The organism is Muriventricola aceti (assembly GCF_025567565.1).
GTDB lineage: Bacteria > Bacillota > Clostridia > Oscillospirales > Oscillospiraceae > Lawsonibacter > Lawsonibacter aceti.
In genome coordinates this window covers 265,553-286,769 of sequence record NZ_JAOQKF010000002.1, presented here as the reverse complement: position 1 = coordinate 286,769, position 21,217 = coordinate 265,553, and the positions used below count along the sequence as shown (strand labels likewise).

Annotated in this window: 18 protein-coding genes; 4 read left to right on the top strand and 14 right to left on the bottom strand. The window is 58.4% G+C overall.

Translation table 11 applies throughout. The features are described from left to right. Positions 1 to 2,570: ATP-dependent chaperone ClpB (gene clpB / locus OCV64_RS03435; RefSeq protein WP_262669339.1), on the bottom strand; the 2,570-nt coding region annotated here is incomplete at its 3' end. Positions 2,571 to 2,756: 186 nt separating this feature from the next. Continuing rightward, positions 2,757 to 3,188, bottom strand: a complete 432-nt coding sequence (locus OCV64_RS03430; RefSeq protein WP_243200985.1) for an Hsp20/alpha crystallin family protein — start codon at positions 3,186 to 3,188, stop codon at positions 2,757 to 2,759. 243 nt (positions 3,189 to 3,431) lie between these two features. Here OCV64_RS03430 and OCV64_RS03425 point away from each other — a divergent pair, with 243 nt between their 5' ends. Then, complete coding sequence (locus tag OCV64_RS03425) at positions 3,432 to 4,421, top strand: 2-hydroxyacid dehydrogenase (protein WP_262669338.1); 990 nt, start codon at positions 3,432 to 3,434, stop codon at positions 4,419 to 4,421. Positions 4,422 to 4,484: 63 nt separating this feature from the next. Here the strand turns inward: OCV64_RS03425 and OCV64_RS03420 are convergent, their stop codons facing one another. From OCV64_RS03420 to OCV64_RS03400, 5 genes are all read right to left on the bottom strand, one after another. Further along, positions 4,485 to 5,816: a 2-hydroxyacyl-CoA dehydratase gene (locus OCV64_RS03420; RefSeq protein ID WP_262669337.1), complete on the bottom strand. Its 1,332-nt coding sequence runs from the start codon at positions 5,814 to 5,816 to the stop codon at positions 4,485 to 4,487. A gap of 121 nt (positions 5,817 to 5,937) precedes the next feature. Beyond that, the gene (locus OCV64_RS03415; RefSeq protein ID WP_147570853.1) at positions 5,938 to 8,871 is read right to left on the bottom strand and encodes an acyl-CoA dehydratase activase-related protein; all 2,934 of its coding nucleotides are present in this window, start codon (positions 8,869 to 8,871) and stop codon (positions 5,938 to 5,940) included. A gap of 253 nt (positions 8,872 to 9,124) precedes the next feature. Further along, positions 9,125 to 12,700 (bottom strand): M56 family metallopeptidase, encoded by a 3,576-nt coding sequence (locus OCV64_RS03410; protein ID WP_262669336.1) that lies wholly within the window; start codon positions 12,698 to 12,700, stop codon positions 9,125 to 9,127. Then, positions 12,697 to 13,077: a BlaI/MecI/CopY family transcriptional regulator gene (locus tag OCV64_RS03405; RefSeq protein WP_262669335.1), complete on the bottom strand. Its 381-nt coding sequence runs from the start codon at positions 13,075 to 13,077 to the stop codon at positions 12,697 to 12,699. The genes OCV64_RS03410 and OCV64_RS03405 overlap by 4 nt, the downstream gene beginning before the upstream one ends. Before the next feature lie 105 nt (positions 13,078 to 13,182). Beyond that, a complete protein-coding gene (locus OCV64_RS03400; RefSeq protein ID WP_262669334.1) occupies positions 13,183 to 13,842 on the bottom strand; it encodes a Crp/Fnr family transcriptional regulator in 660 nt (219 codons plus the stop codon). A gap of 93 nt (positions 13,843 to 13,935) precedes the next feature. Here OCV64_RS03400 and OCV64_RS03395 point away from each other — a divergent pair, with 93 nt between their 5' ends. The 3 genes from OCV64_RS03395 (at position 13,936) to OCV64_RS03385 (ending at position 15,945) form a co-directional block, all read left to right on the top strand. Continuing rightward, positions 13,936 to 14,631, top strand: coding sequence for a 4Fe-4S binding protein (locus OCV64_RS03395; protein ID WP_262669333.1), 696 nt, complete (start codon positions 13,936 to 13,938; stop codon positions 14,629 to 14,631). A gap of 236 nt (positions 14,632 to 14,867) precedes the next feature. Then, complete coding sequence (locus OCV64_RS03390; RefSeq protein ID WP_147570848.1) at positions 14,868 to 15,368, top strand: SLOG family protein; 501 nt, start codon at positions 14,868 to 14,870, stop codon at positions 15,366 to 15,368. A gap of 10 nt (positions 15,369 to 15,378) precedes the next feature. Beyond that, a complete protein-coding gene (locus OCV64_RS03385; RefSeq protein ID WP_240286953.1) occupies positions 15,379 to 15,945 on the top strand; it encodes an epoxyqueuosine reductase QueH in 567 nt (188 codons plus the stop codon). Positions 15,946 to 16,038: 93 nt separating this feature from the next. On the opposite strand, the gene gltS is transcribed toward OCV64_RS03385, so the two are convergent. The 7 genes from gltS to rimI all read right to left on the bottom strand — a co-directional run bounded on the left by gltS (position 16,039) and on the right by rimI (position 21,182). Beyond that, entirely contained in the window at positions 16,039 to 17,283 is a 1,245-nt protein-coding gene (gene gltS, locus OCV64_RS03380; RefSeq protein WP_186852808.1) for a sodium/glutamate symporter, read from the bottom strand. A 124-nt stretch (positions 17,284 to 17,407) separates the two neighbouring features. Continuing rightward, positions 17,408 to 17,764, bottom strand: coding sequence for a 50S ribosomal protein L20 (gene rplT, locus OCV64_RS03375; RefSeq protein WP_147561805.1), 357 nt, complete (start codon positions 17,762 to 17,764; stop codon positions 17,408 to 17,410). Between the two features lie 21 nt (positions 17,765 to 17,785). Then, positions 17,786 to 17,995, bottom strand: a complete 210-nt coding sequence (rpmI, locus tag OCV64_RS03370; protein WP_050625289.1) for a 50S ribosomal protein L35 — start codon at positions 17,993 to 17,995, stop codon at positions 17,786 to 17,788. 18 nt (positions 17,996 to 18,013) lie between these two features. Beyond that, a complete protein-coding gene (gene infC / locus OCV64_RS03365) occupies positions 18,014 to 18,601 on the bottom strand; it encodes a translation initiation factor IF-3 (RefSeq protein WP_262669332.1) in 588 nt (195 codons plus the stop codon). A 455-nt stretch (positions 18,602 to 19,056) separates the two neighbouring features. After that, positions 19,057 to 20,067 carry a tRNA (adenosine(37)-N6)-threonylcarbamoyltransferase complex transferase subunit TsaD gene (gene tsaD, locus OCV64_RS03360; protein WP_186852807.1) on the bottom strand — a complete coding sequence of 337 codons (1,011 nt, stop codon included), beginning with the start codon at positions 20,065 to 20,067 and terminating at the stop codon, positions 19,057 to 19,059. A 64-nt stretch (positions 20,068 to 20,131) separates the two neighbouring features. Then, on the bottom strand, positions 20,132 to 20,740 hold the full coding sequence (locus OCV64_RS03355; protein WP_262669331.1) for a GNAT family N-acetyltransferase: 609 nt from the start codon (positions 20,738 to 20,740) through the stop codon (positions 20,132 to 20,134). Continuing rightward, positions 20,727 to 21,182, bottom strand: a complete 456-nt coding sequence (gene rimI / locus OCV64_RS03350) for a ribosomal protein S18-alanine N-acetyltransferase (RefSeq protein WP_147570844.1) — start codon at positions 21,180 to 21,182, stop codon at positions 20,727 to 20,729. The genes OCV64_RS03355 and rimI overlap by 14 nt, the downstream gene beginning before the upstream one ends. Between the last annotated feature and the right edge of the window lie 35 nt (positions 21,183 to 21,217).

Sequence of the window (21,217 nt, the reverse complement as noted above, 5' to 3'; positions counted from 1 at the left end):
CTGACATCAACAGACAGATGGGCACCAGGCTCCACCTGATCGGCTATGATCTTTCGACCGATGAGGGTCTCCACTGTGTGCTGGAGATAGCGGCGCAGGGGGCGAGCCCCGTAGATGGGGTCATAAGCCGCGTCAATGATATGGGACTTAGCGTCGGCAGTCAGCTCCACGGTGAGCTGCTGATCCGCCAGGCGGCGGTTCAGATCGGCCACCAGAAGGTCAATAATATGGGTGACGTTATCCTTTGTCAGCGGCTTGTAGAACACAATTTCATCCAAACGGTTGAGGAACTCCGGGCGGAAGGACCGCTTGAGCAGCTCGCTCACTTGGTTCCGGGCCTCCTGACTAATCTCACCGTCTGAGCCGATGCCGTCCAGCAGGAACTGGCTGCCCAGATTGGAGGTTAGAATGATGATGGTGTTCTTAAAGTCCACCGTTCTTCCTTGACTGTCCGTAATACGACCGTCATCCAATACCTGAAGTAATATATTGAATACGTCAGGGTGAGCCTTCTCCACCTCATCAAAAAGGATGACGGAGTAGGGCTTTCTCCTCACCGCCTCCGTGAGCTGGCCGCCCTCCTCATAGCCCACATATCCCGGAGGGGCGCCGATGAGCCGGGACACGGAGAATTTCTCCATATATTCGCTCATGTCGATGCGCACCAGGTTCTTTTCGCTGTCAAACAGGGCTTCGGCCAGAGTTTTGGCCAGCTCGGTCTTACCTACGCCGGTAGGGCCCAGGAACAGGAAGGAGCCGATGGGCTTGCTGGGGTCGGCGATCCCGGCCCGGCTGCGCAGGATAGCCTCGGATACCAACCTTACTGCCTCGTCCTGTCCTACCACCCGCTGGTGGAGGATATCCTCCAGGTGGAGCAGCTTGTCCCGCTCCCCCTCCATCAGCCGGGCCACCGGGATGCCGGTCCAGCGTTCAATGATGCGGGCGATTTCCTCCTCGGTGACCTTGTCCCGCAGGAGAGAGCGGGCCTTGCCCTCGTTGGCGATGCTCTCCTCCGCCTCCAGGGCTTTCTTCAGCTCCGGAATGCGGCCATATTGCAGCTCGGCGGCTTTCTCCAGGTCGTACTCCCGCTGGGCTTTCTCCAGGGCGGCGTTGGCCGCCTCCAGCTCCTCCCGCAGCTTCTGTACCTTGCCGATGGCCCCCTTCTCGTTGTCCCACTGGGCTTTCTTGGCCTTGAACTCTTCCCGCATATCGGACAGTTCCCTCTGAATCTCAGCCAGATGCTCCTGGGACAGCTTGTCGGTCTCCTTCTTCAGGGCGGCCTCCTCAATCTCGTGCTGGATGATCTTCCGCTGGATGACGTCCAGTTCAGTGGGCATGGAGTCCATCTCGGTGCGGATCATGGCACAGGCTTCGTCCACCAGGTCGATGGCCTTGTCCGGCAGGAAGCGGTCGGTGATATAGCGGTTGGACAGGGTCGCGGCGGCAATGATAGCCCCGTCCGTGATCTTGACGCCGTGGTACACCTCGTACCGCTCCTTGAGTCCCCGGAGAATGGCGATAGCGTCCTCTACTGTGGGTTCGTTGACCATCACGGGCTGGAACCGACGTTCCAGGGCGGCGTCTTTCTCGATATACTGCCGGTACTCGTTGAGAGTGGTGGCGCCGATGCAGTGGAGCTCGCCACGGGCCAGCATGGGTTTGAGCAGGTTGCCTGCATCCATACTGCCCTCAGTCTTGCCAGCGCCCACAATAGTGTGCAGCTCATCAATGAAAAGGATGATGCGGCCCTCGGACTTTTTGACCTCGTTGAGGACGGCCTTCAGCCGCTCCTCGAACTCCCCCCGGTACTTGGCCCCGGCCACAAGGGAGCCCATGTCCAGGGAGAAGATCGTCTTGTCCTTCAGGGAACCGGGCACATCTCCCTTGACAATCCGTTGAGCCAGACCTTCAGCGATGGCGGTCTTGCCCACGCCGGGCTCGCCAATGAGCACAGGGTTGTTCTTGCTCTTACGGGAAAGGATGCGGATGACATTCCGGATTTCATCGTCCCGGCCGATGACCGGGTCCAGCTTGTTCTGGCGGGCCCGCTCCACCAAGTCGGTGCCGTATTTCTTCAGGGCGTTATAGGTATCCTCCGGGTTGTCCGAGGTCACCCGTTGGTTGCCGCGGACGCTGGCCAGAGCCTGCATCACCTTCTCCCTGTCCACATGGTAGGTGCGGAATAACTCCTTTAAGGCACTGTCAGGCTGTGCCAGCAGACCGAGGAAGATGTGTTCCACTGAGATGTACTCGTCCTTCATGGCCTGGGCCTCTTGCTCCGCGCCGCGGAGGGCCCTGTCCACATCCTGGGACACATAGACCTTGTCCGCTTCCCGGCCGGACCCGGACACTTTAGGCAGTTTCTGGACCTCCCCCTTCACTGCCGCCTCAAAGCTGGGAACAGTCATGCCCATAGCGGCGAGCAGCTGGGGAATGAACCCCTCGTTGTCACTGACCAGGGCCAGCAACAGGTGGGGCTGCTCGATCTGCTGATTGCCGTATTCCTGGGAGATGTCCCTGGCCCCCTGGATGGCGGCCAGGGATTTTTGAGTAAATCGATCCATATTCATGAAAAGAAACCTCCTTTAACTTTGGTTTCAAGATTGTCATAAATTAGCACTTGACTGAATTGTTTGCTAAAACAAAAATACACCAACCTGAGATATTTTGCAAGAAAAAATTTGACGCTCGCTGGCTGGCGTATACACCGGCACCCCCAAAAAAGGGCAGGCTCTGAAGCCTGCCCTTCCTTCTGGTCACTGAATGGCGATCCTTCTGCTTTGAGGCTGTATCTCAGCCATCTTAGGCAGAATCAACGTCAACACTCCGTTCTCATAGGAGGCTCGGATAGCGTCCTCCTGAATGCCAGAGGCATCAAAGGAGCGGACAAAAGAGCCGACCCGGCGCTCCCGACACAGGTATTGGCCCTGGTCGTCCCGCTTCTCCTGCTTTTCCTCGTGCTGGGCAGAGATGGTCAGGATGCCTTCCTTCAGCTCCAAATGGATATCCTCCTTTTGGAAGCCAGGCAGTTCAGCTTCCAAAAGGAAGTGGTCACCCTCATCCCGGATATCGGTCCGAAAGGCGGTGGGCTGGCGGTTTGCGGGAGGGAAGAAGCTGCGCTCCAGGTCATCAAAAATCGTGTCTAGACCGCCGTGATAGCGGCCAAAGGGGATCATACTGTACATCATAAGAAACTCCTTTCTGAGGTGGGGGTCCGATCTCAGCGGCCCTTCCTGCCTCACTTAACTTTGGTCCTAGTATATCGTCCAAATGTGAACAGTTCTTGCACACTTTGTGTATAAATTGTAAATATTAGCACTCTTGTTATTTAAGTGCTAATATTGGAGTGTTGTACCAACCAAAAAAGTGTGCTACAATATTTATATTCTTTCCCAGAGGAAAAAATTTATCAATGACCGGGAGGATGAATCATGAAAGTATTGATTTTAGGGCCGAAGGCACGCTATGAGGCCTATATGCCGGAGTTTGTTGCACAGCTGCCCTTTGAAACGGCCTACTGTTCTCTGGACCAGTCCCCACAACAGGCGGCGCGGGAAAACGCTGATGCCCAGATCCTGTTCACCGACCCCATCGTGGACGTGACGGGAGAACTGATGGACCTGATGCCCGGTCTGAAGCTGATCCAATCGGAGGGGGTGGCCTACAACCGGATTGATCTGGAGGCGGCCAGGGCCAGGAACATTTTTGTGTGCAACAATAAAGGCTGCAACGCCGCTTCAGTGGCGGAGCATACGGTGATGCTCATGCTCATGGCTCTACGTCACGGTATTACTGGCCACAACGCCCTTCGGGCAGGCCGTCAACGCGAGATGAAGGAGGCGGTCATGGCCTCCAACTCTCCGGAGTTGGGTCTATCCACTGTGGGCTTGGTAGGGCTGGGGGACATCGGTACCGCCACAGCCAGGCTGCTGGTTCCCTTCGGCTGCAAGATGTACTACTACACCGCCCACCGCCGTCCACCCCAGGTAGAGGAAGAGCTGAACGTGGAATATCTCCCACTGGAGGAGCTGGTGTCCCGGTGCGACATTGTATCTCTCCATTGTGCAGTCACCCCGGAGACCACTCATATGGTGGACAAGGCTCTGCTAGACAAGTTCAAGCCGGGAGCCATTTTAGTGAACACCTCTCGTGGCCTGTTGGTGGACAGCCTGGCCGTCCGGCAGGCCCTCATCGACGGCCGACTGGGTGCCATCGCTATGGATGTCTTTGAACCGGAGCCCACTCCCGCTGACCACCCCCTGGTGGACCTCCCTCCAGAGGTCGCGGATCGGGCCATCTACTCGCCCCATCTGGGCGGCAATACCGGCGGCTCCTTCCACCGGGCCCACACCAATATGTGGACCTCGGCCCAGCTGGTGCTGGAGGGGAAGCGGCCCAATTTTATCGTCAATGGGCTGTGAGAAAAAAGAAAAGAGGACCCGGTACACCACTGTACCGGGTCCTTTTTTGTTGAGAGGGAAAGCTTAACTGTGGGCATGAGCCAGCTTGGGAGCCACTTCAGGCTGGGGCGCTCTGGGCGCGGGGGACTCCTGATGAGTCAGGCCCTTGGCGTTGGCCAGCATCAGCTTGATGCGGTTCTCCTGGTTGATCTTGGTGGCGCCTGGGTCGTAGTCGATGGCCACCACGTTGGAGTAGGGGTACTCGTCCTTCAGCTTGCGGATCATACCCTTGCCCACGATGTGGTTGGGCAGGCAGCCAAAGGGCTGGGTACACACGATATTATTGGTGCCGGAGTGGATGAGCTCCAACATCTCGGCGGTGAGGAGCCAGCCCTCGCCCATCTTGTTGCCGTCGCCCAGATAGCCATGGACCAGGGAGTGGAGCTCCTGGAAGGTGCCGGGGGCACGGAAGCGGCCGGACTTCTTCAGAGCGGCGATCATATCCTTCTGACAGCCCTCGATATAGGACATGAAGGCCCGGCAGGCGGCCTTCTTGATCCACTTCCCGCCGTACAGATCCACATCGGCCACCCGGTTGTAAATCTTGAAAATAATGAAATCGGTCAGGCCGGGGACTACGGGCTCCACGCCTTCGGAGAGCAGGAACTGCTCCAAATTGTTGTTGCCCAGGGGGGCGAACTTCACATAGATTTCCCCAACCACGCCCACACGAATCTTGGGCTCGCCCTGGACAGGGATGGAGGCGAAGTCGGCGCAGATCTGGTCAAAGAGAGCCCGCATCTGCCCTCGGCTCATGCCCTTCCCACTCTGGAAGCCGTCTACCAGCTTCTGAGACCAGTGGGCGATCATGGCGTCGGCCTTTCCCTGCTCTACTTCATAAGGGCGGACCTGATTGGCCACGTTGACGATGATGTCTCCATACATCATGGCAAAGACCGCCTTGCGAATGAAGGGGAGGGTCAAGGAAAAGCCGGGGTTCTTCTCCAGGCCGGACAGATTGACGGAAACCACAGGAATATAGCCCATGTCCGCTTTCTCCAGAGCCTTGCGCAGCAGGTGGATATAGTTGCTGGCCCGGCAGCCGCCGCCAGTCTGGGTGATGAGCAGGCCCACCTTGTGGGGGTCATAGCCGCCGTGCTTCACCGCGTCGATGAGCTGGCCGATGACCAGCAGAGCGGGATAGCAGGTGTCGTTATGGACATATTTCAGGCCTTCATCCACAATGCCCCGGTGGTTGGTGGTGAGCATATCCACCTTGTAGCCCTCACACTCCAGCAGCTTCTGCATCATGCCGAAGTGGACGGGGAGCATCTGGGGCATCAGGAGGGTATACTCCTCCTTCATCTCCTTGGTGAACAGCAGACGGCCAGTTTCGTCATAAACTAATTTTGCCATAAAAAAGTCCCTTTCTGAAAAGAGTGGAGAGCGGAGATTCAGTGTCCGGCTCCGCCGGGTGATTCAAAACCTGTTCGCCTTCAACGAACACAATATCTCCAAGCTTTACACCTAGAAATACTCAACTCTGTTTTCTGGCTTCAATGGCGGCCATCAGGCTCCGAATGCGGATCTTGACGGCGCCCAGGTTGCTGATGTCGTCGATCTTCAACTGGGTGTACAGCTTGCCGCCGTCCTCCAGGATGGAGCGCATCTCGTCGCCGGTGATAGCGTCGATGCCGCAGCCAAAGGATACCAGCTGGATGAGCTCCATATCCGGCTGGGTGCACACATACCGGGCGGCGTTATACATCCTGGCGTGATAGGTCCACTGGTTGAGAACATGGCGGGGAGCCTTATCCTCCAGATAGGCCACCGCATCCTCGGTGACCAGAACAAAGCCGTAGGAGGTGATAAGATCGTTGATACCGTGGTTGATCTCCGGGTCCATATGGTAGGGGCGGCCAGCCACCACAAGGATGGGGCGTCCCTCTGCCCGCGCCTGGGCGATATACTCCCGGCCGCGGGCCCTTAGATCCTCCTTATAGGCATCGTAGGCCGCATAGGCGGCTTTGACGGCGGCCACAGTCTCCCGCTTAGGGATTTGAAACTCGTTGAAAAACCACTCGCTGGCTTTGCGCTCGAAATCCTTGGGGCGGTGAAGGCCAAAGTAGGGGTAGAGGAACCGGGTCTTTTTCAGGTCGGGTACGTTGGCGGCCAGCAGTTCGGGGTAGTAAGCTACCACCGGGCAGTTGTAGTTGTTGTCGCTGACACCCTCGTCAAAGTTATAGGGCATACAGGGGTAGAAGATGGCGTCCACGCCCTCCTCCACCAGCGCCTCCACATGGCCGTGGAGCAGCTTGGCGGGGTAACACACGGTGTCAGAGGGGATTGTGCGTTGGCCCTTGAGATAGAGCTTGCGGCTGGACTGGGGGGAGAGGACCACCCGGAAATTGAGTCGTGTGAACAACTCGAACCAGAAGGGGAGGTTCTCATACATATTCAGTCCGAAGGGAATACCGATTCTCCCTCTGGAGCCATCTCCCTGCCCCGTTCCATGGAGGGAGCGGAGGTGGTCGTATTTGTAGCGCATCAGGTCGGGCAGATGGCTGGGCTCCTCCCCCAGAGGACGGGAGCACCGGTTGCCGGAGACGAAGCGCCGCCCCCCGTCAAAGGAGTTGACGGTGAGGGAGCAGTGATTGGTGCACAGGCCGCAGGTAGCGGGTCTGGCGGTGTGGGAAAAACGGTCCAGAGCCTCTCGCCCCAGCAGCTGGCTCTTGTCCAGGTGCAGGTCACGGGCAGCCAAAGCGGCGCCGAAGGCGCCCATGATGCCCGAAATCACAGGACGGGTCACATTCCGGCCAAGCTCCTGCTCAAAGGCCCGGAGCACCGCGTCATTGAGGAAGGTGCCTCCCTGGACCACAATGTGTTGTCCCAGATCGTCGGCGGAGGCGGCCCGGATAACCTTATATATGGCGTTTTTCACGATGGAGGTGGACAGACCGGCGGAGATATCTTCCACGCTGGCCCCGTCCTTCTGGGCCTGCTTGACGCTGGAGTTCATGAACACAGTGCACCGGGAGCCCAGATTTACCGGATGTTGGGAGAAGAGTCCCAGCTTGGAGAAATCCGCTATGTTGTAGCCCAGAGCCTTGGCAAAGGTCTCAATGAAGGAGCCACAGCCGGAGGAGCAGGCCTCGTTGAGCATGATGGAGTCCACGGCGCCGTTGCGGATCTTAAAGCACTTCATATCCTGACCGCCGATGTCGATGATGAAATCCACGGAGGGCTCAAAGTGGGCGGCGGCCTTGTAGTGGGCCATAGTCTCCACCAGACCGAGGTCGCAGGAGAAGGCGTTTTTGATCAGGTCCTCGCCATAGCCGGTGACGGCGGCGCCGCGGATCACGATACGGTCACCGCACATGGCGTAGATGGTCCGCAGCTGTTCCAGCACTATGGCCACGGGGTTACCCAGATTGGAGTGGTAATAGGTATACAGCAGGCCGCCGTCGGCGGTGATGAGGGCCAGCTTGGTGGTGGTGGAGCCAGCGTCGATGCCCAGCCAAGCCGGACCGGAGTAGGTATGGATATCCACCTCTGGGGGGCGGCTGGCGTTGTGCCGGGCACTGAATTGGTCGTACTCCTCCTGACTGGAGAACAGGGGAGGCATGGTGTCCACCAGGGTGGTGGCCTCGGCGCTGTCGGCCAGCTTTTTCAGCACCTCCTCAAAGGAGACAGGCTGATAGTCGGTAGCGCACAGAGCCGCGCCCATGGCCGCGAAACAGTCGCCGTCCTCGGGAAAGATGGCGTGCTCACCGTCTAGGGCCAAAGTCTCCACAAAACGCTGGCGCAGGCCCATGAGGAAGTGGAGAGGCCCACCCAGAAACACGATCTTGCCCTTCAGCTCCCGGCCCTGGGTCAGGCCGGCCACCGTCTGGTCCACCACTGCCTGGAAAATGGAAGCGGCCACGTCCTCCTTCCGCCCGCCCTGATTCAGGATGGGCTGGATATCGCTCTTGGCAAATACACCGCAGCGGGAGGCGATGGGGTAGATCTTCTCATGCTTTAGGGACAGAGTATCTAGCTCGTTCACCGTGACGTTCATCAGGGTGGCCATCTGATCGATGAAGGCGCCGGTGCCGCCGGCGCAAGAGCCGTTCATCCGCTCCTCCAGGGAGCCGCCGAAGAAAATGATCTTGGCGTCCTCCCCGCCCAGTTCGATGACCGCGTCCGTGTCGGGGATGTATGTATTCACCGCGGCGGCAGTGGCATATACCTCCTGTACGAAGTCGATGCCCGCAGCGTTGGCTACGCCCAGTCCGGCAGAGCCGGTGATGGTGACCTTGACACGCTGGCCGGACAGCATATCGGAGATGGAGTTCAATGTTTCCAGTGCCCGCTCACGGGTCTTGGAGAAGTGCCGCTCATAGGAGCGGAACAGCAGTTTATTTTGTTCATCCAGCACCACTACCTTGACGGTGGTGGAGCCGATATCGATTCCTACGCGCAGACTCATGATTTTGAAACACCTACAATAGACTGGATATCTTTCTATTTCTTCAGTATTATGATAGCGATTTTGGGGAGCAAAAACAACGGAATTAACGATTTCTTAACAGGACAGAGAGGAGGAAAGACAGGAACTTAACATCCTGTTTTTCGTGATTTTAGACATATTTAAGATAAAAATTTGTCAAGAATGTAAAAGAGTCCCGCCGGATATCCTCCGGCGGGACTCTGCAAAAGTTATTTGTGGATGAAGCGGGAAGTCATCTTTCCGGTTCTGGCTTAATTACCTGGGGATCTCCGCGCTCCAGCCTGACCCCGCCGGTACCCGAGTCTGTACACCTCCAGGTGCCGTCCTCCTGCCGTTCCAGGCAGTATTCCAGGGTGTACAGCCAATGTCCATCTGGTCCTGGATCAAGGCCGGCGCCCGACTGCCAATATATGTTGTTCGCTTCCACCGGATCCACGGCCAGAGTGATGGCGGCGCACAGTCCGCTGGCCGCCTGCTGATAGACCCGGGCCTCATACAGGGCGGCGTAGGTTACGGCCGATGGGTGGCTGGACCCAAAGGAGGAATAGTATTGGGCCAGAGCCCGTCCATAGGCCTCGGCCGCCTTCTGGGGGTCGGTCACCGAGGCGGGGACCACCGGGTCCAGCAGGTCCCGGAGGTTGCTTACCACCACGTCACGAACATAGTCCTGAGTGACCAGTTCCTCATAGCCTTGGCTGCCTACCACTAGGGGGAACTCCCATAGGATGATCTGACTGCGCTCCATATGACCGATCCCCTCCACCGTCAGCAGATGGGGCACATGGCCGTAAGGATGAAACAGACCGTCGCCGTCGGCGTAATTCCCTCCAGCCCAGCCCGCTTCCTCCAAATTCCCGGTGGTCAAGCCGTAGTCGAAGGCGTACAGCTTCACGGTCCCCTCTTTCAGCAGGTCGGGGTAAGAGGACAGCAGGCGGAATTGGGTCAGTTCTACCCCAGTGTAGGGGGCGGACAGGCCGCTGTCGGTAAAGTCCTGGTTCCACTTGGCCAGCTCATCCGCCAGGAGCCGGTCCACCGCCTCCGCCACCGGGGACAGGTCCTCCCGGATGATGCTGCCGGCGGGAGGAGTCCACCGCTGACGGATGAGCTGGTACAGCTCCGGGCTTTCAAAGAGCAGCCCGTCGATGTCCACCTGGTCCTCGACCAGACCGGCGGAGAGATACAGGGTGACGTCCTCGGGCAGCAGGATGTCCAGCGTCCACAGCCGGTGGGAGGAAAAGCTGTCGGATCCGTCCGGCCCCAGATACCGGCCTACCATTCGGTTGAGCATCCCGGCCAGCTGGTCGGACGAGACCGGGAGGTCATAGCGGCCTCCGCTGACGGACTGGATGTCCTGTGGGGTGAGAGCGGACAGACGCTGGGTCAGGTCCTTTTGAATCAACTCCAAAGAGTCCTGCTGGTGGAAGGCCAGCACCTGCTCATTCAGCGCCGCCGGGAAGGTTAGGTCCATAAACATCACACTGCCGCCTCCCCAGACCGTCAACCGATAGCCGTAGCCCCGCCCCCATTGGTCCGGGACCCAGCCGTTGTAGGTGCCGATGACCAGCAGGTCGGGGGAGACGCCTTCCTCCCCCTTCCCCTGGAGGGCGTCGGCCAGCGCCTCCGGGGTGATCCCTAAATACTGGGCGTTTTCGGTGAGAAACGCCTGATCCTGGACTAGCAGCTCCACCAGGGCGGCGATGTGCTCCGGCTTCTCCAGCCGGGTATAGGAGCTGGGTACGTTTCCAACCTGGGTAGAGCGGTTGGCGATAAACTGATATCCGCCGTCCACCGCCCGAAGGACCAACTGGCAGGCCCCGTGGTCCCCATAGTTGAGATAGAGAATGCTGTCATGGCGGGAACCGCTCTCAAAGCTTGGGACTGTATAATTGGTGTCCCCATGGAAGTGGTAGTAGGCGTCATACTCCGGCAGGTAGGTGAAATCGCCCAGCCCCACCAGATTGGTCTCCTCCAAAGTCAGGCCGGTGTGTTCCAGCAGGACGGCGTCCATCTCCTGCCGGGTGATTTTGGTGCAGCCGCAGTCCGGGTCCGCCCCGCCGTAACCCCGGTCGATGACCAGCCGCCGCTCCTCCTCGCTGATGGAGCTGGGATTGCCGGTCCCCAGATAGAACAGCTGGTACAGGTCGATGTCCGCCGGATGGTCATACCAGGAAGTCAGGAACTGGTTGCGAATGGAGAAATTGATGTAGGCATTTCCGCCGCTGCCGGTCCCGTTGTCAAAGAAGGAGCCGTCGTTGAAATAGGCCAGCTCCTCGGCGGTAAGAGGAATGGCGCCGCTCTGTGCCCCCTGGCGGTTCATCAGGTCGTAGAGCTGGACTGCCGCCTGCTGGTGCATCAGGGCGGCCACCCGGCGTCCGGAAACCTCCGTCCCGCTGAGTTCACCGTCAGTAAGCACATAGAAGTCGCCGGAGTTCCCCCGGTCGGCGGGGGCGGCCAGCAGATATCGGACCTCCGCGCCCTGCTGGTCAGTGAGAGTCAGGGTACGCAGAGAGGCCGGGGCCAGGTCCCCCACTACCTGGGGCGGATTGAGCCAGTCCGGGCACTCCTGCTTCAAGATCTCTTTGGCCTCCGCCAGCAGCTCCGGATCGGTGATGGCGGTGGGGTCAAACTGACTGGAGGTGGTGGGCTGTCCCAGGCGGATGCTCTGGGCGCTTTGCACATCACTGAGGAAGCGTCTATAATCGCCTGCCGGACCGCCGCTCTGGTTTCCGTCAGAGAAGGTGAATACTGCTACCAGAGCCAGGGCCACACAAGCCCCAAAGACAGCGGCCGCCCTGGTTTCTGGGTGCTTCACCAGCAGGGCGATGCGCTGTTGAATGGTCTTTTTGCCCCCTGTCATGGCGGTGGAGCAGGACAGCAGATCGGCCGGCCGCAGGGAACGCTGGGCCACCATGCCCACCAGGGTGCGGCCGTAGGGGATGCGCTGGTCCTCCCCCAGACGGCGCACCGCCCCCTCGTCACAGGCCAGTTCTCCGTCCCGTTTGGACAGGAGGACAGCCAGCCATACCAGAGGGTTATACCAGTGGAGGGCCAGGGCCAGACACCGCAGGGGGGCCCAGAGGTGGTCCCTGTGGGCGTAGTGGGTGAGCTCATGGGCCAGCACATGCTCCCGTGCGGCAGAGTCCGCCGCTGCCTGGGGAGTCAGGTAGACCACGGGCCGGAACAGGCCGAACAGGCAGGGAGAGGACAGGTCCTCTATCACGTAGACGGGAAGAGGACACTCAGGAATGTCCAGGGGGCGGCGGGAGCGGCGCAGCCTTGCGGCAAAGCGCAGGTTGCTCCCAATCAGGAACAGGAGCATCACCGCCGCTCCTGTCCCCCACAGGATAGACAGGATACGGGGGACAGTGGAGAAAAAGGCGTAATCGGTATAACCGTTTTCCTCCAAGACTGTGCCGCCGCTGTAATAATCAAAGCCGAACCCTCCCAGAGCGGGGAAGCCACGGCTGGTGATGCCGGCGCTCATGACCGGGTCCTCTCCCTGTTCTTCCCAGATATGCTGAATATAACTCTCTGGCGCGTCTATGTGGTCGGTGGGAAAGGCGTATACCGGGGTGTCCTCCATCTGAGGCGCAAAGTCCACTGCCCCTAAGGAGGACAGGAAGGGGAGCTGAATAGGGATCAGCAGCCGGATCAGCACCACCGCCCAGAGGGCATAGCGGTTCACAGAGGACAGCCGGTTCCGGGTGAGCCAACGGACAGTCAGCACCGCCAGAATTAGTAGGGTGGAGGTGAAGGCCCAGGGGATCAGGGTGGGCATGGCGCTGTTCAGAACGAAAATGCCGCTCATTTCGCTCCCTCCTCTGCCTGTCGAAGAATCTCATACAGCTCGTCAATCTCCTTCCGGGTCAGGGCCTTGTCCTGGGCCATGGCAGACACCATCAACCCCACGCTGCCCCGATACACCTTGTTCAAGAAGGAGCGGGTCTCCCGGCGGACGGCCTTCCGCCGTTCCACCGAGGGCCGATAGTGACGGGTCCGGCCCGTCACTTCACAGTGGACCAGCCCCTTCTCCTCCATCCGCCGCAGGGTAGTGATGGTGGTGCTCTTGGCCCAGCCCACCTTCTGGGACAGGCGCTCCACCAATTCCATCACCGTCAGAGGAGAGTGCTCCCAAAGGCAGTCCAACACATACCATTCGCTGTTGGTCAGGGTGACATCCGGCATAAAAACACCTCCTTAAGTCTACTTTGTAGACCAAACATAACACAACTGGTCTACATTGTCAACCAAAGAAAATGAATTGTAATTAAATTGTAAATCCTGTGTAGATCAGGGCATCTGGCTCACATTGAGGCGAAAGTGGCTTTTCCTGGCGGACAGCAGCCCATCCCGCCTCATTTTGCCCAGCTCATTGGACAGGGCACTCCGGTCCACGCCCAGATAATCAGCCAGCTGCTGGCGGTCAAAGGGGATAGAAAAGGAGGGGCTGTTCTGGAGCACCGCCTGGTCGGACAGATAGGAGAGCAGCCTGCCCCGGATGGTCTTGGAGGAGGTGTAGAAGATGCGCCGAGAGAGGGCCAGGTTTTTTCTGGCCGTGATGGTCAGAAGATTGCGCAAGAGAGTTCCATGGTGGGGTCCCTCGCCGGACAAGAGCAGGCCCATATCCAGGAACAGGACCTCTGTGTCCTGGACGGCCGCAACGTCAACCATCAGTGGTTCCCCGGGGACACAGGCGTAGGTCTCCGCAAAGACCTGGCCGGGGGCAACATGGTCCAAGATGGTCCGGTTTCCCCAGGCGTCGTGATTCTCAATGTTGACGCCCCCGGAGAGCACCAGACCCAGCCGCCCGGTCCGGTCGCCGGTGCGGAGGACGGCCTCCCCACGGGGATAGAAACGAGTCCCGGCTCCCAGACCGGCCAGAAGATCCGGAAGAACGTCCGGGGAGAGCCCTTGGAACAGGAGAATACCAGCCAAAAATTGATAGTCCATATCTTTCTCCTAAAATGTTGTTATAACAACGTACTCTGTGGATCAATGGTACTATACTTAGCCCATCCAAGTCAAGGAAAGGCGGAAAATGACATGATTCGTAGAATCATTGAGATCAACCGAGAGAAGTGTAACGGCTGCGGCCTGTGTTCCCAGGCCTGTCATGAGGGGGCCATCGGCATGGTGGAGGGCAAGGCGCTCCTGCTTCGTGATGACTACTGTGACGGCCTGGGGGACTGTTTACCCACCTGTCCTACCGGGGCCATCACCTTTGTGGAGCGGGAGGCGGCTCCCTATGATGAGGCGGCGGTCCAGGCCCAAAAGAGGGAGCGGGAGAATGGAGAAGGCCAGGGCTGCCCTGGCAGCCGTATCCAGACACTGGGACGGCGTCAGGAGCAGGAAGCCGCCGCGACCGGTCCAGTCTCATCCCAACTGCGCCAGTGGCCTGTCCAGATCAAGCTGGCTCCCCTTACGGCGCCCTACTTTGACGGCGCGAACCTGCTGATTGCCGCCGACTGCACCGCCTTTGCCTATGGAAACTTCCATCAGGATTTTATCCGGGGCAAAGTGACATTGGTGGGCTGCCCCAAGTTGGACGGGGTTGATTACAGTGAAAAGCTGACAGAAATCATCCGTCAAAATAATATCAAGAGCGTGACCATTGCGCGGATGGAGGTCCCCTGCTGCGGCGGCCTACAAATTGCGGCGGAGAAGGCCCTGCGGGACAGCGGGAAGTTTATCCCCTGGCAGGTGGTGACCATTTCAGTGGATGGTAGGATATTGGAGTAAAAGGAATGGACGGTCTTTGGCCGTCCATTCTGTTCTTGACGCCCAAGTTCACCGAGCAGCGGGATTGCGGAGATAGAGGAGAGGAAACAGGGCTCCACCAGGTACACCCGTGGCAGGATATGGATACAGAGAATCGATTGGCTGTCCACTCAATCGAACAAATTTTCCATAAACATTGACTTAGACTATGTCCTGTTATAGAATAGAAACCAACACAAAAGAAGGGGCGCTGTGTTTTGGAACAGGCAAATACCTGCTGCTTTACCGGGCACCGGCCCGACAAACTTCCTTGGGGAACGGATGAGCGGGACCCCAGATGCACACGGCTGAAGGAGCGGTTGGGACAGGCCCTGGAGCGGGCCTATCAGAGTGGCTGCCGCCATTTTATCTGTGGAATGGCACGGGGGGCGGACCTGTATTTTGCCGAGGCTGTGTTGGCCTTGCGGGCGTGCTTTCCGCAGGTGACGCTGGAGGGGGCGCGGCCCTGTGAGAGCCAAGCGGACCGCTGGCCCCGGGAGGAGCGGCTCCGCTATCAGGCTATCCTGGACCAGTGCGACTATGAGACTCTGGTCCAGCATCACTATGACCGGGGCTGCATGGCAAGGCGGAACCGGTACATGGTGGATCGGGCCTGCCGGATTATCGCCGTCTATGACGGTGAACCCAGAGGCGGGACGGCCCAGACCTTGGCCTATGCCATGCGGCAGGGCCTGGAATTAGATATTTTGGAGATTTGAGGTGCGTGTGATGGATAATACCCTGATGCATATGTGCTGTGCCCCCTGCGCCAACCAGCCTATCGCTCAACTGCGGGAGGAGGGGCTGTCGGTCACCGGCTTCTGGTTTAACCCCAACATTCACCCCTATACGGAATATCAGGCCCGGAAGCGCACCTTAGAGGACTACGCAAGGGAGATCGGCATGAAATTGGTCATCGGCGGCACCTATGATCTGCGGCCGTTCGTCACCGCTGTGGCTGGAAATATTGACGGGCGCTGTCCCTACTGCTACCGGGTCCGAATGGAGGAGACAGCCCGATACGCCGCGGAGCATGGCTATGACAGCTTTACCACCTCGCTGCTCATTTCCCCCTATCAGAACCATGATGCCATCGCCGCCATTGCCCGTGAGATGGGGCAGAAGTACGGGGTGGACTTCCTGTACCGGGATTTCAGGCCACTGTTTCAGGCGGGTCAGGCCTTTGCCCGGGAGCACGGCTTCTATATGCAGAAATATTGCGGCTGCATCTTCAGTGAGGAGGACCGCTATATGGCGGCCAAGCGGAAGAAAAAGGAGTCGTCTAGAGGACTGTGAGCCTCTGTATAAATAGTGAAGAAGGGGACAAAGACCTGATAAGATCGTAAAAAAGCGCCCTGCTCATCAGGGGAGCAGGGCGCGGGCTTTTTATCAGCCGAAGATCAACGGCAGTACATTCAGAAACAGGGTAATAATAATTCCGTTGCAGAAATCAATGAACAGCGAGCCGACCAGCGGTACGATAAAGAAAGCCTGGGGAGCAGGGCCGTAATTTTTGGTGATGGCCTGCATATTGGCCATGGCGTTGGGCGTGGCGCCCATACCAAATCCGCAGAAGGCGGAGGTCATGACTGCCGCCTCATAGTCCCGGCCCATGAGCCGGAACACCACGAACCGGGCGAAGAGGAACATGAGTATTACCTGGGCGGCCAGTAGAATGACCATGTCCGTAGCCAGTTCGGCCAGTTCCCAGAGCTTTAGGGACATAAGGGCGATGGCCAGGAAGATAGAGAGGGACACGTTACCCCAGGTATCGATGGCCTTGGCGGGGAGAATAATGCGTTTGACATCACAGAAATTGCGGATGACAGCGGCGATGACCATGGAGCCGATATAGGTGGGGAAGGTGAACTTGATGACCGTGCCGGCAATGGTGATCTGCACGCTATTGAAGGCCATGGTCAGCAGAGTGCCCAGGCCAGATGCGACGATGAGCAGGATGGCGGCGTTGGTAAAGGCCGTATAGTCCATGCGCTCCGCCCGCTCCTTCTCTTCAGGAGTCTCGTCAGCGGCTTCAATGACGGACTCGGTGGTCTCGTTGGAGCGCAGACCATATTTGTTGATAAGGCTGCGGGCGGTAGGGCCGCCCATCAGGGAGCCGGCGACAAGACCAAAGGTGGCGGCGGCCATAGCCAGCACCTCAGCGCCGGCCAGACCCATCTTTTCCAGTTCGGGGCCGTAGGAGCCCGCGGTACCGTGGCCCCCTACCATGGGGATGGAGCCGGTGCACAGGCCGAGACGGGGATCCCAGCCAAGCAGGACGGACAGCACAGAGCTGGCCAAATTTTGCAGGATAACCATTAAGATAGCGACAAACAGGAAGGTAAATACCTTTTTACCCCCCTTTTTCAACAGCCGGAAGCAGGCGGTATAGCCTACGCTGGTAAAGAACAGGGTCATAAAGAAGTTTTTGATGTTCTCATCAAAGGATAGGGCCAGTACACCGCTCATATAGAGTCCCAGATGAACGAGGGCGAAGATCAGGCCCCCCACCACAGGGGCGGGGATACAGCATTTTCTCAGGAACTCGACGCGCTCGGTGAGAAATCGGCCCAGTACGAACAGGAGCATGGCAATGCCTGCAGTCTGGTAGATATCTAAGGTGAATGTGGGCATAGGTGTCCTCCTTTTTGATTGGGTCGGCTGTGGAAAGGGAGAAAATCAGCCGCCGGGAATAATCAGATGTGCCAGAAAAAAGCTCCGGTGCTGAAATCCAGTACCGGAGCGCAATTTCACAGAATTAGGCCAGAGCCTTCTTGGCGGTTTCCGTCAGTTGGACGAAAGCTGCCTTATCGTTGACTGCCAGCTCGGCCAGCATCTTGCGGTTGATGACGATGCCGGACTTCTTCAGGCCGTTCATGAAGGTGGAGTAGTTCATGCCGTTCAGCTTGCAGGCGGCATTGATCCGGGTGATCCAAAGCTGACGGAAGTCGCGCTTCTTCAGCTTGCGGCCGGTATAGGCGTACACACCGGACTTCATGACAGCCTGGTTGGCCATCTTATAATGCTTGGACTTGGAACCCCAGTAGCCCTTGGCCAGCTTGAGGATCTTATTTCTTCTCTTGCGCGTCATCATCGCGCCTTTCACTCTTGCCATTGTTCGTTACCTCCCTCTGTCTTACTTGTACAGGATCATGCGCTTGATCGCGGCCTCATTGGTCTTGTCGGCATAGGTGGTGCCGCGCAGAGCCCGCTTCAGCTTGGTGGTCTTGCCGTGGCCGTTGAGCAGGTGACGCTTCTTGGTCATGGCGCGCTTGACCTTGCCGGTCTTGGTGAGAGAGAAGCGCTTTTTGGCGCCGCTGTGAGTCTTGATCTTGATCTTCGGCATAACAGAAAACTCCTTTACTTACTTTTTGGCATCTTTGGCAGGCTTGGGGGATAGGAAGATGGACATATGACGTCCCTCCAGCTTGGGGCTCTTATCCATAACAGCCAGCTCGCCGCACTCCTCCGCGAACTTGAGCAGCAGATCCTGACCGATATTGGTATGAGCCATCTCACGGCCGCGGAAGCGGACTGTGACCTTGCAGCGGTTGCCCTCAGATAAAAACTTTTGGGCGTTCCTCAGCTTAACGTTGAAGTCATTGAGATCAATACTGGGGGACATCCGGATCTCTTTGATCTCCACCACGCGCTGATTCTTGCGGGCTTCCTTCTCGCGCTTGGTCTGTTCGAACCGATATTTGCCGTAGTCCATGATTTTGCACACAGGGGGAACGGCGTTGGGGGAGATCTTAACCAGATCCAGGTTCTGTTCTTCCGCTAGGCGAAGCGCCTCCTGGGAAGACATGATGCCCAACTGTTCGCCGGCCTGGTCGATCAGTCGAACTTCCTTGTCGCGGATCTCGTCATTGGTTTGATGACCTGTGTTAGCGATGGGAAAGCACCTCCAGACAAAATAAAATACGGATAGCCGATATGGCCCCCGTATCATAGCAAAACACCACTGGACATCCAGTGCTGATCTTCCATGTTGACCCTTTGGCGCTGGCCTGGGGTGAGGACGGGGAACCGTACCTACTTTATTGTACCGCAATATTCTACCACCACGTCCAGCTAATGTCAATAGGAGGAACGAAAAATTTTGTATGGCCGCCGCCAGAGACCTGTGTACAGGTATAAAAGATTTACATAATCGGAATTGTAAAAAGTAAGTACAAAAAGTTATTCACACTTTCCACATGGTTTTCCACAAAAGGGGCGGCTCAAAGCGCCATGATTCGGGCGGCTGTGGATTTCTTACGATTAGAAATAGGGAAAAAATGTAAAGAACCCAAAAATTATGGGTGACATAACGCAAAATTGAGAGGGGAGGTATCCAGACTGTAATACTACAGACGGAGCACAGGGAGAGCCGCCCACTGTTCCGCCAGGCGGGAAACAGTGGGCTTATCCCAGAGAGATATCCCGGGTGGCGTAAGCATTTAGCTCCCAACCGGCTGTGTGGCCAGCCTGCCACTCATAGTACCCCTGACAGCCGACCATAGCGGCGTTGTCGCCGCAGTAGCGCAGTTCGGGGAGGTAGAGCTGATCCCCGCTCTGGGCACAGGCGGCCTGGAGATCGGCCCGGATGCGGCTGTTGGCCGCCACGCCGCCGGCCACCGCCACCTTGCCATAGCCCTTTGCCTTGGCTGCGGCCATAGCACGGGGGACCAGGGACTGGCTCACCGCCCGGCCAAAGCTGGCGGCGAAAGAGGGCAGGTCCAGGGGTTCCCCTTTCTGCTGGGCGTTGTGGATCAGATTCAGGCTGGCTGTTTTGAGGCCGGAGAAAGACATATCCAGCTCGTGCCCGGTCACATGGGCCAGGGGGAGCTCATACCGCAGGTCATCGCCCCCCTGGGCCAGCCGGTCCATGGGAGCGCCGCCAGGATAGCCGATGCCGAGCACCCGCGCCACCTTGTCAAAACACTCGCCGGCGGCATCGTCCCGGGTGGAACCCATGATCTCCATCTCTGTATAGGACCGCACATCCACGATGGCTGTGGTGCCGCCGGATACACACAGGCAGACGAAGGGGGGCTCCAGGTCCGGGTGGGTGATATAATTGGCCGCGATGTGGCCCCGGACATGGTGGACCGGGATGAGGGGCAGGTCCAGAGCCATGGCTGCCCCTTTGGCGAAGTTGACCCCTACCAGCACAGCGCCGATGAGGCCGGGGGCATAGGTGACCGCTACGGCGTCTAGATCGGCGCGGGAGAGCTCGGCGTCAGCCAGAGCTTTGTCGGCTAGACCGGATATGGCCTCGATATGCTTGCGGGAGGCCAGCTCCGGTACCACGCCGCCATAGATGGTATGCATCTCAATTTGGGAGGACACGCAGCTAGACAGCACCGTCCGACCGTCCTTGACAACGGCGGCGGCGGTGTCGTCACAGGAGGATTCAATGGCAAGAATATTCATCGTATCAATACCTACTTTCTGATCGAGGGAACCAGCGGACACCGCTGCGAAGGAGGGGCGCCCCTCACTCCTCCACCCAGTCTCCCATGGAGTTGGGCCGCTGCCCAGGGAGCAGGGGGATCTGGATGAAACGGTCGTATACCTGTTTGGGCATATGTCCACTGTAAATTTTCTGGTGGACGGCCAGCAGCTCACCCGGAGTGACGTCCTCACGGCCTCGGATCAGGGTCTGGTAGTGGACACCAAAGAGGGCGCAGTCATAGCCGCCGTATCGGAACCCGTTGCGCAGATAGAAGCCGAGCCGGCGCCGGCGCAGCTCCTCCCCCTCGGGACTGCCGCCCTCTGGTGCCTCCGCCTCGCCGAAGATGCCTCGGTAATCCTTGTAGTAGCCGGCCAACAGGTCCAGCATAATGGTCCCCAGCCCCTGACTGCGCCTGCCTTCGATGGTTCCCAGATAGTCCAGCAGGGCAAAGGGAATACCGGGCTCCAACCACAGCAGGGCATAGCCCGCCAGTTCATCTCCATCATACAGGCCAAGGGCCTGATACTTCTTCTCAGCCATCAGGTTCAGCATGGCCTTTAGGGGCTTCAGCTCCTGGGGCGGGAAAGCGGCTTTCAGCTCGCTCTCATACAGGGCGGACAACTGCTCCGCGGTCAATTCAATCAGCTTCATGTTCAAACTCCCGTGTCATAATTAAGGCGTCCTCCCGCGGATTTTGGTAGTATCCCGGCCGCAGGCCAGCCTGGTGGAAGCCATACTTTTCATATAGGCCGATGGCGGCAGTGTTGGATACCCGTACCTCCAGAGTGAGGAAGGCCAGATTGGCGGCGCCGAAGCGGCAGTACACATCCAGCAGGGCGGAGGCCACTCCATGCCGCCGGGCGTCGGGGTGGACGGCGATATTGTCGATGTAGCCCTCGTCCAACACCACATGTAAGCCAGCGTAGCCCAGAATATTGCCTTCCCCGTCGTCGGCCACGATAAAGCTGGCCTGGGGGTCGAAAAGGGCGTCAGAGAGCATGGTCTCGCTCCAGGGCGTGGAGAAACATTCCCGCTCCAGGGCGGCAATCTGGTCTATGTGGCTTCGGTCCATGGGGACAATCTCGTAGTACATTGTATTGACTCCTTATGTGATAGGGTAAAGGTTGG

What these genes read in the sequence shown, in the direction of transcription:
- OCV64_RS03430 (WP_243200985.1), bottom strand. Translation starts at nt 3,188, where the DNA reads ATGATGTACAGTATGATCCCCTTTGGCCGCTATCACGGCGGTCTAGAC.
- OCV64_RS03425 (WP_262669338.1), top strand. Translation starts at nt 3,432, where the DNA reads ATGAAAGTATTGATTTTAGGGCCGAAGGCACGCTATGAGGCCTATATG.
- OCV64_RS03420 (WP_262669337.1), bottom strand. Translation starts at nt 5,816, where the DNA reads ATGGCAAAATTAGTTTATGACGAAACTGGCCGTCTGCTGTTCACCAAG.
- OCV64_RS03415 (WP_147570853.1), bottom strand. Translation starts at nt 8,871, where the DNA reads ATGAGTCTGCGCGTAGGAATCGATATCGGCTCCACCACCGTCAAGGTA.
- OCV64_RS03410 (WP_262669336.1), bottom strand. Translation starts at nt 12,700, where the DNA reads ATGAGCGGCATTTTCGTTCTGAACAGCGCCATGCCCACCCTGATCCCC.
- OCV64_RS03405 (WP_262669335.1), bottom strand. Translation starts at nt 13,077, where the DNA reads ATGCCGGATGTCACCCTGACCAACAGCGAATGGTATGTGTTGGACTGC.
- OCV64_RS03400 (WP_262669334.1), bottom strand. Translation starts at nt 13,842, where the DNA reads ATGGACTATCAATTTTTGGCTGGTATTCTCCTGTTCCAAGGGCTCTCC.
- OCV64_RS03395 (WP_262669333.1), top strand. Translation starts at nt 13,936, where the DNA reads ATGATTCGTAGAATCATTGAGATCAACCGAGAGAAGTGTAACGGCTGC.
- OCV64_RS03385 (WP_240286953.1), top strand. Translation starts at nt 15,379, where the DNA reads ATGGATAATACCCTGATGCATATGTGCTGTGCCCCCTGCGCCAACCAG.
- gltS (WP_186852808.1), bottom strand. Translation starts at nt 17,283, where the DNA reads ATGCCCACATTCACCTTAGATATCTACCAGACTGCAGGCATTGCCATG.
- rplT (WP_147561805.1), bottom strand. Translation starts at nt 17,764, where the DNA reads ATGGCAAGAGTGAAAGGCGCGATGATGACGCGCAAGAGAAGAAATAAG.
- rpmI (WP_050625289.1), bottom strand. Translation starts at nt 17,995, where the DNA reads ATGCCGAAGATCAAGATCAAGACTCACAGCGGCGCCAAAAAGCGCTTC.
- infC (WP_262669332.1), bottom strand. Translation starts at nt 18,601, where the DNA reads ATGATACGGGGGCCATATCGGCTATCCGTATTTTATTTTGTCTGGAGG.
- tsaD (WP_186852807.1), bottom strand. Translation starts at nt 20,067, where the DNA reads ATGAATATTCTTGCCATTGAATCCTCCTGTGACGACACCGCCGCCGCC.
- OCV64_RS03355 (WP_262669331.1), bottom strand. Translation starts at nt 20,740, where the DNA reads ATGAAGCTGATTGAATTGACCGCGGAGCAGTTGTCCGCCCTGTATGAG.
- rimI (WP_147570844.1), bottom strand. Translation starts at nt 21,182, where the DNA reads ATGTACTACGAGATTGTCCCCATGGACCGAAGCCACATAGACCAGATT.